The organism is Microbacterium sp. 18062, from assembly GCF_902706225.1.
Lineage (GTDB): Bacteria > Actinomycetota > Actinomycetes > Actinomycetales > Microbacteriaceae > Microbacterium.
The window spans coordinates 1-12,253 of record NZ_CACSKB010000076.1 but is presented as its reverse complement, the minus strand read 5'-3'; the positions used below and the strand labels follow the sequence as shown (position 1 = coordinate 12,253).

General features: G+C 71.1%; 7 protein-coding genes and 2 pseudogenes. 5 read left to right on the top strand and 4 right to left on the bottom strand.

Annotation, left to right across the window (positions count from 1 at the left end; all coding sequences use genetic code 11):
* The 5 genes and pseudogenes from GVL03_RS17915 to GVL03_RS17895 form a co-directional block, all read left to right on the top strand.
* Positions 1-147, top strand: a pseudogene (locus GVL03_RS17915) (L-ribulose-5-phosphate 4-epimerase); the annotation flags it as partial.
* A gap of 64 nt (positions 148-211) precedes the next feature.
* On the top strand, positions 212-1,342 hold the full coding sequence (gene chvE, locus GVL03_RS17910) for a multiple monosaccharide ABC transporter substrate-binding protein (RefSeq protein ID WP_159502374.1): 1,131 nt from the start codon (positions 212-214) through the stop codon (positions 1,340-1,342).
* Positions 1,343-1,412: 70 nt separating this feature from the next.
* On the top strand, positions 1,413-2,942 hold the full coding sequence (gene mmsA / locus GVL03_RS17905; protein WP_159502373.1) for a multiple monosaccharide ABC transporter ATP-binding protein: 1,530 nt from the start codon (positions 1,413-1,415) through the stop codon (positions 2,940-2,942).
* 22 nt (positions 2,943-2,964) lie between these two features.
* A complete protein-coding gene (gene mmsB, locus GVL03_RS17900; RefSeq protein ID WP_159502372.1) occupies positions 2,965-4,209 on the top strand; it encodes a multiple monosaccharide ABC transporter permease in 1,245 nt (414 codons plus the stop codon).
* Between the two features lie 250 nt (positions 4,210-4,459).
* A complete protein-coding gene (locus GVL03_RS17895) occupies positions 4,460-5,704 on the top strand; it encodes an acyl-CoA dehydrogenase family protein (protein ID WP_159502371.1) in 1,245 nt (414 codons plus the stop codon).
* 166 nt (positions 5,705-5,870) lie between these two features.
* Here GVL03_RS17895 and GVL03_RS17890 read toward each other — a convergent pair whose 3' ends face one another.
* The 4 genes and pseudogenes from GVL03_RS17890 to GVL03_RS17875 all read right to left on the bottom strand — a co-directional run.
* Complete coding sequence (locus GVL03_RS17890; RefSeq protein WP_159502370.1) at positions 5,871-6,812, bottom strand: NADP-dependent oxidoreductase; 942 nt, start codon at positions 6,810-6,812, stop codon at positions 5,871-5,873.
* A gap of 28 nt (positions 6,813-6,840) precedes the next feature.
* Positions 6,841-10,773 (bottom strand): ATP-dependent RNA helicase HrpA, encoded by a 3,933-nt coding sequence (hrpA, locus tag GVL03_RS17885; protein WP_159502369.1) that lies wholly within the window; start codon positions 10,771-10,773, stop codon positions 6,841-6,843.
* Positions 10,774-10,907: 134 nt separating this feature from the next.
* On the bottom strand, positions 10,908-11,846 hold the full coding sequence (locus tag GVL03_RS17880) for a hypothetical protein (RefSeq protein WP_159502368.1): 939 nt from the start codon (positions 11,844-11,846) through the stop codon (positions 10,908-10,910).
* Positions 11,843-12,253: pseudogene (locus GVL03_RS17875) on the bottom strand (hypothetical protein); the annotation flags it as partial. The gene GVL03_RS17880 and the pseudogene GVL03_RS17875, both read right to left, overlap by 4 nt.

Here is a 12,253-nt window from a genome sequence, read left to right as displayed (position 1 = left end):
GCCGCGGTGATGGTCGAGGACGTCGCTCGGACGGTGCAGATCGCTCGTGAGGGTGGTCCGTTGGTGCCGATCCCGCAGGAGGCCATCGATCGCCTCTACCACCGCTACCAGAACGTCTACGGACAGAACACCGACGACCGCCGGTAGCCCATCCGGGCGCGGTCACAACTGAGAACACCAAGACAGTGCAGTCATCTGGAAAGGAACGACAGTGAAAGCCAAGAAGATCCTCTTCGCCGCGGCCACGCTGACCGCCGGCGCCCTCATGCTCTCCGCATGCGGGGGCGGGGGCGGCGGCAGCGGAAGCGGTGAGGGCGGCGGAGACGGCGGCCTCATCGGCGTCGCGATGCCCACCAAGAGCTCGGAGCGCTGGATCCAGGACGGCGACGCCGTCAAGGCCGCGCTCGAGGAGCAGGGCTACTCGGTGGACCTGCAGTATGCGGAGGACGACATCCCCACGCAGGTCTCGCAGATCGAGAACATGATCACCAAGGGCGCAGAGGCCCTGATCGTCGCCTCGATCGACGGCACCACCCTCTCGGAGGTGCTGCAGAACGCCGCCGACGCCGACATCCCCGTCATCGCCTACGACCGCCTCATCCGCGACAGCGAGAACGTCGACTACTACGCCTCGTTCGACAACTTCGTCGTCGGACAGCAGCAGGCGTGGTCGGTGCTGAACGGACTCGGCCTGGTCGAGCTGGACGGCACCCCCATCGAGGGCGCGCCCGAGGGCCCGTTCAACATCGAGCTGTTCGCCGGTTCGCCCGATGACAACAACGCCACGTTCTTCTGGAACGGCGCGATGGACGTGCTCGAGCCGCTCATCGACGACGGCACCCTCGTCGTGAAGTCGGGCCAGACCTCGTTCGAGCAGGCCGCCACGCTCCGCTGGGACGGCGAAACCGCCCAGAGCCGCATGGAGGACATCCTCACCGCGAGCTACTCCGACGGCACCCAGGTCGACGCGGTGCTCTCGCCCTACGACGGTATCTCCCGTGGCATCATCTCCGCACTCGAGGGCGCCGGTTACTCGGTGGGCGCGGAGTGGCCGATCATCTCCGGCCAGGACGCCGAGATCGACTCGGTCAAGGCGATCGTCGCCGGCGAGCAGTACGCGACCATCTTCAAGGACACGCGTGAGCTCGCGAAGGTGGCCGTGGACATGGCGGTCGCCCTGCTCCAGGGCGAAGAGCCCGAGGTCAACAACACGACCGACTACGACAACGGCGTGAAGGTCGTCCCGTCGTACCTCTTGGACCCGGTGATCGTGGTCAAGGACAACATCCAGGAGACGCTGATCGACTCCGGCTACTGGACCGAAGAGGAAATCGACGGCTGACACCCGCACGTGACGGCCCGGTCGGATGGCGTGAGCCGCCCGACCGGGCCCGATCCGGCAAGGAGAAACGATGGCTGAGCACATCCTCAAGATGCGCGGCATCACCAAGACGTTCCCGGGCGTGAAGGCGCTGGCGAACGTCAACTTCGCCGTCGAGCGCGGCGAGATCCACGCGATCTGCGGTGAGAACGGCGCGGGCAAGTCCACGCTGATGAAGGTGCTGTCGGGGGTCTACCCGTACGGAACCTACGACGGCGAGATCGTCTACGTCGGCGAGGAGGTGCAGTTCAAGAACCTCCGCGACAGCGAGGCCCGGGGCATCGTCATCATCCACCAGGAGCTGGCGCTCAGCCCCTACCTGTCGATCGCCGAGAACATCTTCCTCAACAACGAGCGGAAGAACGCGCTCGGCGTCATCGACTGGAACAAGACCAACTACGAGGCCGCGGCGCTCCTGAAGCGCGTCGGCCTCAAGGAGAACCCGACCACCAAGGTCAAGCAGATCGGCGTGGGCAAGCAGCAGCTCGTCGAGATCGCGAAGGCGCTCTCGAAGGAGGTGAAGCTCCTCATCCTCGATGAGCCCACCGCGGCGCTCAACGACGAGGACTCCGACCACCTGCTCGACCTGATCCTGAGCCTGCGGGGGCAGGGGATCACGTCGATCATCATCAGCCACAAGCTGAACGAGATCAAGAAGGTCGCCGACACCGTCACGGTCCTGCGCGACGGCAAGACGATCGAGACCATCTCGAAGTCCGACGTCACCGAGGACCGCATCATCAAGGACATGGTGGGCCGCGACCTCGAGCACCGCTATCCCGACCACGAGCCGCAGATCGGCGAGGAGCTCCTCCGCGTCGAGGACTGGACCGCGCACCATCCGCAGGATCCGAGCCGGGTCGTCGTCGACAACGTGTCGATCACGGTCAATGCCGGGGAGATCGTCGGCATCGCGGGCCTCATGGGCGCCGGTCGCACCGAGTTCGCGATGAGCCTGTTCGGCCACAGCTACGGCACTCGAATCACGGGCAAGGCCTTCATGCGCGGCAAGGAGGTCAAGATGCGATCGGTCTCTGAGGCCATCGCGAACGGGCTCGCCTACGCGACCGAGGACCGCAAGACCTATGGTCTCAACCTGATCGAGGACATCAAGCGCAACGTCTCGATGGCGTCGCTGAAGAAGCTCGAGAAGGCCGGACTCGTCAACGACAACGAGGAGTTCAAGGTCGCGAACGAGTACCGCAAGAGCATGAACATCAAGGCTCCCAACGTGCTCGCGAAGACCGGCAAGCTCTCCGGCGGCAACCAGCAGAAGGTCGTGCTGTCGAAGTGGATCTACTCGGATCCCGACGTGCTGATCCTCGACGAGCCCACCCGCGGCATCGACGTCGGAGCGAAGTACGAGATCTACACGATCATCAACAAGCTCGCCGCGGCCGGGAAGGGGATCATCGTGATCTCGTCGGAGCTGCCGGAGCTGCTCGGCATCTCGGACCGCGTCTACGCCCTCTCGGAGGGCCGCATCACCGGCGAGCTGCCGATCGATGAGGCCACTCCCGAATCCGTCCTCAAGCTCATGACCATGGAGAAGCCCCGCTGACGGGGCCCGCAGGAGACTCACGATGTCGAACCCCACCCCCGCTCCCGGCCCCGGCGACTCGCAGGCCGCCGGCGGCCTCGTCAATCCGCCCGACAACCGCTTCACACGCTGGCTCACCCATGTGCTCAGCGACCTCGGCAAGAACGGCATCTTCATCGCGTTGATCGCGGTCGTCGCCCTCTTCGCCATCCTGACCGACGGCATCCTGCTGCGCCCGCAGAACATCTCGAACCTGATCGTGCAGAACGGGTACATCCTGGTGCTCGCGATCGGCATGGTGATGGTCATCATCGCCGGTCACATCGACCTGTCGGTCGGATCGGTCGCCGCCTTCATCGGCGCCGTGTCGGGCGTGTTCGCGGTGAAGATGGGGATGCCGTGGTGGCTCGCCGTCATCCTCTCGCTCCTGATCGGCGCCCTGGTCGGCGCCTGGCAGGGGTTCTGGATCGCCTTCGTGGGCATCCCCGCGTTCATCGTGACGCTCGCGGGCATGCTGATCTTCCGGGGGCTCGCGCTCGTCGTGCTCGGCAACTCCAACATCGGCTCGTTCCCGACCGAGTACCGAGCGCTCGGGAACGGGTTCCTCACCGGGGTGTTCGGAGAATCCGATCCGGACCTGTTCACGCTGCTGATCGGCGCGGTCGCGATCGTCGCCCTCGTCGTGCAGCAGTGGCGCACGCGCTCCGGGCGCCAGAAGTACGGCCAGGACGTCGAGCCCCTCGCCTGGTTCATCGCGAAGCTCGCGCTCATCGCGGTGGTCATCGGATGGTTCGCCTGGGCCCTCGCGTCGTACAAGGGCGTGCCGGTGACGCTGATCATCCTGGCGATCCTCGTGATGGTGTACGGCATCGTCATGAACCGCACGGTGTTCGGCCGCCACATCTACGCGATCGGGGGCAACCGTCACGCCGCCGAGCTCTCGGGCATCAAGACCCGCCGGGTCGACTTCTGGCTGTTCGTGAACATGGGCTTCCTCGCCGCCCTCGCAGGCCTCATCTTCACCGCCCGGCTGAACCTTGCCGGTCCCAAGGCGGGCGACGGGTTCGAGCTCGAGGCCATCTCGGCCGCGTTCATCGGGGGTGCGGCGGTGCAGGGCGGCGTCGGCACGATCGGCGGCGCGATCATCGGTGGTCTCATCATCGGCGTGCTGAACAACGGCATGTCGATCATGGGCATCGGCATTGAGTGGCAGCAGGCCGTCAAGGGTCTCGTGCTGCTGCTGGCGGTCGCGTTCGACGTCTACAACAAGCGCCGTTCGGGTAACTGAGCGGGGCGTCTTCGGCATCCGTGTCTCGGTTGTGCAGGGCTTCGGGAGCGTTCTGCTGCATAAGTGAGACACGGATGCCGTAGCGCTGGCGGAAGGGGGCGCTCCTTCGCTGGGCGTCGGCGAGCCGGGCCGCTGAGGCCGGCGGGCGCGGGGAGCCGCGGATCGGTGCATTGCGCCATGTTTCTCCCGGGATGCCGACGCCGCGGCCGGGTGCGAAGATCGGCGAGGCTGCGGCCAGGAAGGATCCCCCATGACTGATGACGTCTCCACCCGTGCCGACCTGTCGACCGGTGCGGACATCGCGGCTCTGCGCGAGCGCTTCCGGCCGCTGTTCGACCGCATCCGAGAGGGCGCGGCCGCCCGGGAGACCTCGGGCGAGCTCGCGCACGAGGAGATCCGGGCGCTCGCCGACGCGGGATTCGGCGCCGTGCGCGTGCCGGTCTCGCACGGCGGCGCGGGCGTCTCGCTGCCGCAGCTGTTCGAGCTGCTGACCGATCTCGCCGAGGCGGACACCAACCTGCCGCAGGCCTTGCGCGGCCACTTCGCCTTCGTCGAGGACCGCCTGAACGCCCACGCCGTCGCCGACCAGAGCGTCTGGTTCTCCCGATTCGTGGCGGGGGAGATCGCCGGCAACGCCTGGACCGAGATCGGCGACGTGCAGATCGGCGACGTCGTCACCCGCGTGCGCGAGAGGGAGGGTGCGCTGGTGGTCGACGGGCGCAAGTTCTATGCGACCGGCAGCATATACGCCGACTGGATCGACGTGTTCGCGCGTCGCGACGACACCGACGAGGACGTCATCGCGCTCGTGCCGGCGCGGCAGCCCGGCGTGACGCACGTCGACGACTGGGACGGCTTCGGCCAGCGCACCACGGGCAGCGGCACCGTCGTGCTCGACGGCGCCGTCGTCGCCCCCGAGGACGTGACGCCGTTCAGCGAGCGCTTCGCGTACCAGACGGCGTTCTACCAGCTCGTGCTGCTCGCGGTGCTCGCCGGCAGCGCGAGGGCGGCGGCGCGCGAGGTCGCGGCCGAGGCGGCGGCCCGCACCCGCGTCTACAGCCACGGTGCGGCCGCCCGGTGGCCGGAGGACCCGCAGATCCAGCAGGTCGTCGGCACGGCCACGTCGCGCGGGTGGGCGGCGACGGCGATCGTCGTGCGAGCCGCCGAGTCCGCGCAGCGCGCCTACCTCGCACGGTTCGACGGCGACCGGCTCGCCGAGGAGGCGGCGAACGAGGCCGCCGAGCTCGACTCGGCACAGGCCCAGGTGGTTCTCGTCGATCTCGCTCAGCGTGCGACGAGCGACGTCTTCGACGCCCTCGGAGCATCGGCCGTCAGCACCACGAAGCAGCTCGACCGGCACTGGCGGAACGCCCGCACCGCGGCATCGCACAACCCCGTCGTGTTCAAGGCGCGCATCGTGGGGGACTGGGCGATCAACGGCACGCCGCCGCCCTATGTGTGGCAGATCGGCCGGGCGAAGCCCGCCGCGGACTGACGCGCCCGGGCGTGCCCAGGTCCCGTCCCGGCACGCCGCATGCGCCCCGCCGACCCTTCGTCTCGGAGCGCAGCGAGACGAACCGCCCCACCGGACGGGCGCACCGCGCCCCTTCGTCTTGTCGCTTTCGCTCCTCGCCCAGGGACCGACAGCGGAGACTTTCGGGTCAGGGGACGAGCGTGATCTTGCCGGGGGTGCCCGCGGCGAGCAGTCGATGCGCTTCGGCGGCGTCGGTGAGCGGCAGCGCGGGGCCGAGCTCGACCGAGAACGTCCCCGCGGCCAGCAGCGCCAGCGTCACCGGAACCGCCTCGGCGCGCCAGGCGAGCTGCTGCGGGCTGAGCGGATCGGGGCTGCCGCCGGAGAACGCGCGGATGCCGAAGCCCGCCGCATCCGCCCCGCGCACGATCGTCGCGATCCGTGCGCGGTCGGCGACGACCTCGAGCGAGGCCTCGATCGCCTCGTCGGTGCCGGCCGCGTCGTACGCGACGGTGATGCCGTCCGGCGCCGCCTCGCGCACGTGATCGACGAGACCCTCGCCGTAGGCGACGGGGACGGCGCCGAGCTCGCGGATGCGGTCGAAGCGGGCGGGCGAGGCCGTCGCGACGACGGTCGCACCCCACAGCACCGCGAACTGGATCGCGGCCTGCCCGACGGCGCCGGAGCCGGCGTGGACGAGCAGCGTGTCGTTCGCTCCGACCCCGAGGGAACGGAGGGACTGGTACGCGGTCCCGACGGGAACGCCGAGCGCCGCACCGGCGGCGGCGCTCACCTGCGGCGGCCGGGGCTGCACGGAGGAGGCCTTGACCACGACGTCGCTCGCGTAGAGACCGCTCGCACCGAAGACCACGACCTCGTCGCCGGGCCGGAAGCCGTCGACGCCTTCGCCGACCGCGGTCACGACTCCGGCGCCGTCGCTGCCGACGCGACGGGGCGCGGTGAGAGGACCGGAGGCGCGCAGCCCCGAGCGCAGCTTGCCGTCGATCGGGTTGACGCCGGCCGCCTCGACGCGGACGGCGACCTTCCCCTCTCCCGGGGCGGGGACCTCGATGTCGGTGAGGGTGAGGACCTCGGGGCCGCCGAGCTCGGAGTAGACGATCGCGTGTGCCATGACGCCCGCAACTCTGCCCCGTCCGGGTCTATTCCCGCAAGGCCTTCGTCATCCGCTGCAGCGAGACGGGCTCGGCCGTGCCCAGGCGCTGCGCGAACAGACTCACGCGGTACTCCTCCAGCAGCCATCGCGCGCGCACCAGCGCGGCGGACGCATCCGGAGCCGGCGGGATCGTGCCGCCCGCCTCGGCGAACACGGCAGCCGCCCGTTCGAGCTCGGTCATCCGGGCGCGGTCGCGGCCGGGCTGATCGGCGAGGGCCTCCACGCGCTCCTTCGCGCCCTGCAGGTAGCGGGGGAGATGCGCCAGGCGCGCGAGCCCGGTGCGCGAGACGAACCCCGGGAAGACGAGGCCCTCCAGCTGACCTCGCACGTCGCCCAGCGCGCCGAGCAGCGTCAGCGAGTTCTGCTGCTTCACCGCGCGGTCGACCTCGCGGGCGCCGAGCAGGATGCGGGCCACGAGCGAGGTGGCGCCGAACAGATCGTCGGTGACCGCCGCGGAGAACGCGTCGCGCAGCCGCTCGAATCCGGCGCGGTCCCGTACGACGCCGTCGGCGGCGAGGCGGGCGATCACCGCGTCGGCGACGGCGACGCGGGCGTCCTCGACGAGCGCCTTCGCGTTCGGGTAGGGCGATGTCGTGAGGGCGAGCTTCTCGGCGGAGGTGAGGTGGTCGAGCACGTACGAGACAGGAGAGGGCACCGCGAGCAGCACGAGACGCCGGACCCCGGCACGTGTCGCGCGAGCGGCAGCCTCGGGGGTCGCCTCGACCCGGAGCGCCACGCTCGAGCCCTCGTCGGTCAGTGCCGGATAGCCGCGCACGACGCCGCCGGCGACCTTCGAGTCGACCTGGGCGGGCAGCTCGTCGATCGTCCAGTCGATCAGTCCGGAGCGTTCCGCCGGCGCGACGGATGCGGCGGCCACGGCGCTCGGCGCCGACGCGCGCGGGCGAGCGAGCGAGCGGGCGACCGAGGTGCGGGCGCGATCGGCGAGGCGGGCCTGCAGCGCGGCGAGGTCGCGGTCGGACCCCACTGCGCGTCCGCGCTCGTCGACGGCGCGGAACGAGACCATGAGGTGACCCGGCACGCGCTCGAGCTCGAAGTCGGCGGCGGTCACCGGCTGGCTCGCGACCCGCTGGATGCGAGCGGCGAGAGCTGCGACGAGGGTGTCGCGCGGGAGTCCTCCGTGCTGCTCGGGACCCGCCCCCGCGAGCTCCTCCGAGAAGCGCGCGGCCCAGTCGGCGGCCGGCACAACGTGGCGCCGGATGGCCTTCGGGAGGGCTCGGATGAGGGCGGTGATCAGCTCGTCGCGCATGCCCGGCACCTGCCAGTCGAAGCCGTCCGGGCGGATCTGGGCGAGCAGGGCCATCGGCACGACGACGGTCACGCCGTCGTCGGCGGCGCCGGGCTCGAACCGGTAGGCGAGCGAGAGCACCTGATCGCCCTGCGTCCATCGCGTGGGGAAGTCCCGTTCGTCGGCCCGGCTGCTGCCGTCGAGGAGATCGTCCTCCGTGAGATCCAGCAGTCGCGGCGAGCGCACCGAGGTCTCTTTCCACCAGACCTCGAAGGAGCGCACGTCGACCACCTCGGCGGGGAGGCGTGCGTCGTAGAACGCGTAGACGGACTCGTCGCCGGCGAGGATGTCGCGCCGCCGCTCGCGTTCCTCGACCTTCTCGAGGCGCCGGCGCAGATCCTGGTTTCGGCGCGCGAAGGCGGTGAGCGGCTTCGGGAGGCCGGAGACCTCCCACTCCTCGGCGACGAGCGCGTGCCGCAGGAACATCTCGCGCGCGAGCGGGCGGTCGAATCGGGCGAGCTGCACGCGCCGGCGAGGGATGATCTCCACCCCGAAGAGGGTGACCTTCTCGCTCGCGACGGCGGCTCCCGCATCCTTCGACCAGTGCGGGTCGCTCAGCTGCCGCTTGGCGAGGTCGCCGGCGAGGGGCTCCGCCCACGCGGGGTCGATCGCGGCGGCGGTGCGCGCGAACAGGCGGCTCGTCTCGACCAGCTCGGCGGCCATGACCGCCTGTGGGCGCTTCTTGCGGAGCCCCGACCCGGGGAAGAGGGCGAACCGAGCCCCGCGGGCGCCGCGGTACTCGGGCCGCGCGGGACGGCCGTCGCGCGGCTTCTCCCGTTCGTCGAGCACGCCGATGTGCGAGAGGAGGCCGGCGAGGATGGCGCGATGCACCGTGTCGGGGTCGGCCGTAGCGGTCGCATCCGCATCCTTCCGCGGCAGGCTCATCAGCTGTGCGAGCTGGCGGTGCACATCGAACCACTCGCGCACGCGCACGTAGTTCAGCAGCTCCGCGCGGCACAGCCGCCGGAACGCGCTCGAGCCGAGCTCGGCCTGCTGCGCGCGCAGGTGGTTCCACAGGTTCAGCAGGGTGAGGAAGTCGCTCGTCGGGTCGACGAAGCGCCCGTGCAGGCGGTCGGCCTCCTCGCGGCGCTCCTCGGGGCGCTCGCGGACGTCCTGGATCGACAGCCCGGCGACGATCGCGAGAACCTGCGGCAGCACGGCGTCGTCACGGGCGGCGAGCAGCATCCGCGCGAAGCGAGGATCGATCGGCAGCCGCGAGATCTCGCGGCCCACGGCGGTGAGGCTCGCGCCCTGCCGGGTGCGGCGGACGGCGCCGAGCTCGACGAGCAGGTCGAACGCGGCCTGCACGCCGCGGGAGTCGGGCGGGGTGAGGAACGGGAAGGCCGTGATGTCGCCGAAGCCGAGCGCGAGCATCTGCAGGATGACCGAGGCGAGCGAGGTCCGCAGGATCTCGGGCTCGGTGAACTCGGGGCGGCGCTCGAAGTCCTCTTCGGCGTAGAGACGGATGGCGATGCCCGACGAGGTGCGTCCGGCGCGCCCGGAGCGCTGCTGCGCCGAGGCCTGCGAGATCGCCTCGATCGGCAGCTGCTGGATCTTCGTACGATTGCTGTAGCGCGAGATGCGAGCGGTGCCGACGTCGACGACGTAACGGATGCCGGGCACCGTCAGGCTCGTCTCAGCGACGTTCGTGGCGAGGATGACGCGCCGGCGCACGCCCGCGACCGTCGACCGCTCGAACACCCGGTGCTGCTCGGCCGCGGAGAGCCGGCCGTACAGCGGCAGCACCTCGGTGGGGGAGGATTCCTTCGCATACGCGCCGCGTACGGCGTCCGCCGCGTCGCGGATCTCCGCTTCGCCTGGGAGGAATACGAGCACGTCGCCCGGGGCCTCCCCGTCGAGCTCCCGCAGGGCCGAGACGATGGCCGAGACCTCGTCCTCCTCGGGAGGCGCGGCATCGCGTGCAGGACGCAGGACACCTCGGTCTCGGGAGGGGGTCCGTCCCGGATCCTCGGGGTTCTCCGCCTCCGCGTCCTGCATCCCGTCCACGAGCGGGCGATAGCGGATCTCGACGGGGTACGTGCGCCCCGACACCTCGATGACGGGAGCGGGAGTGCCGTCGGGGGCGGCGAAGTGGCGGGCGAAGCTCGCCGGGTCGATCGTGGCCGAGGTCACCACGACCTTCAGATCGGGGCGCTCGGGCAGGATGCGCCGCAGATACCCGAGCAGGAAGTCGATGTTCAGCGACCGCTCGTGCGCCTCGTCGATGATGATCGTGTCGTAGCGGCGCAGCAGGCGGTCACGATGGATCTCGTTGAGGAGGATCCCATCGGTGACCAGGGAGATCCTCGTGTCGGCGGAGACCTTGTCGGTGAACCGCACCTTGTAGCCCACCGCCCCGCCGAGGGGCACCTCGAGCTCGCTCGCGATGCGCTCGGCGATCGTGCGGGCGGCGATCCGGCGCGGCTGCGTGTGGGCGATGCGGGTGCGGCCGAGCTCCAGGCAGATCTTCGGCAGCTGCGTCGTCTTGCCGGAACCGGTCGCGCCGGCGACGATCACGACCTGATGGTCGGCGATGGCGCGCGCGATCTCGTCCCGCGCGGCGCTGACGGGCAGCTCGGGCGGGTACGAGATGACGGGTTCGGGCGTGGACACAGCCTTCGATGCTATCGCGTGCGGCGCCGTCGGCTCCTCGGGCCCCTGCGGAACGGGAGCACCGCGCCCCTTCGTCTCGGAGTCGCTCCTCGCTCAGGGACCGAGAGGGGAGGCTTTCACATCGGACTCCAGGGTCAGAGGGTGATCAGGAGGGCGAGGCCCACGATCGCGCCGACCAGAAGCGCAGCGGCGCCGGAGAGGAGGACCGTCAGCCGGGTGCGCAGGACCCGGCGGCGCGCGATGCGGGCGGCGAGGCCACCGTCGCCCGCCGGTGCTCCGGGTGAGGCGGATGCAGCGGCCGGCGGCGGCGCCGACACCTGCGCGGTGCGGATGGCGTAGCGCTCGGTCGCGGGCTGCTCGGCCGGTGGCGCCGGGGCGACGACGACACCGGCGGGAGGCGCAGCGACCTCCGACCGGGATCCCCGGCGGGTGCGCGGCGACAGCGCGGTGCCGTCGGCGGGAGCATCGCCGCGTTCACGCCGTCGGGCCAGACGCGTGTTCCCCTCGGCGTCTGCTGCGCCGGAACCACGACTGCCCAGACGAGTGCTGTCGTCGGCGGCGTCCGTCGGCGCGCTCGCGGGCCGACGGGTGAGGCGGGTGCGTTCCTCCGGCGGCGTCGGTGCGCGGGTGAGGCGTGTGCTGTCGTCCGGCTCGGCCGGGGTGCGGCGCACGAGCAGCGTGCCGTCGTCGGGTTCCTCGGTCGCCCCGGAGCTCGGCGCAGAAGCCGGCGGCACGGTGTCCGGCTCGGCCGCAGAGGGCGCCGCGGGCGCGGCCCCGGCATCCGGTGCCGCCGGCGGCACGGATGCCGAGCGTCGCGTGAGCCGCGTGCTGTCCTCCGTCTGGGGAGCGGGAGCCCCGGGACCGGAACGGCGCACGAGCAGCGTGCCGTCGTCCGGCTCGTCGGGGACGGAGGGCGCTGCGCTGCGGTCCATGAGGAGCGTGCCGTCGTCGGGCTCGTCGACGACGGGTCCGGGTCCTCGCCGATCCACGATCCGCGTGCTCTCGTCGTCGAGAGGCTGCGTCCGTCCGGTGACGCGCGTGCGCTCGTCGTCGGGGTCCGAATGCGCGCTCATTCGTCCTCCACGAAGCGGATGCGGGCGCCTCCGGGAAGCTCCGCGGTCGCGCCCGGACCGACCTCGGCGGGACGATCGGCGACCAGGCGGACCGCGACGCCGCTCGCGTCGATGAGCGCCGTGCCGCCCGAGGTCGCGAGGTCCTCGATCTGCACGCGCGTGCCATCCGTCCAGATGCGGATGTGGCTGCGTGAGACGTCGCGCGGAGCCTGGGCGATCGGCACGAGGACGGGCAGGTGCCCGGCGTCGACCCGCTCCGTGCGGGGGCCGCGGCCGACCAGGAGCGTGCCGTCGATCGGGACGCGCTCGCCGTCCGGCAGGACGATCGCCCGCGGGATGCGCGGCGCGCGCTCGACGGGTATCGGCAGGGCGGGGAGCGGCGGCGGCGCGGGAACCCTCTCGGGGAG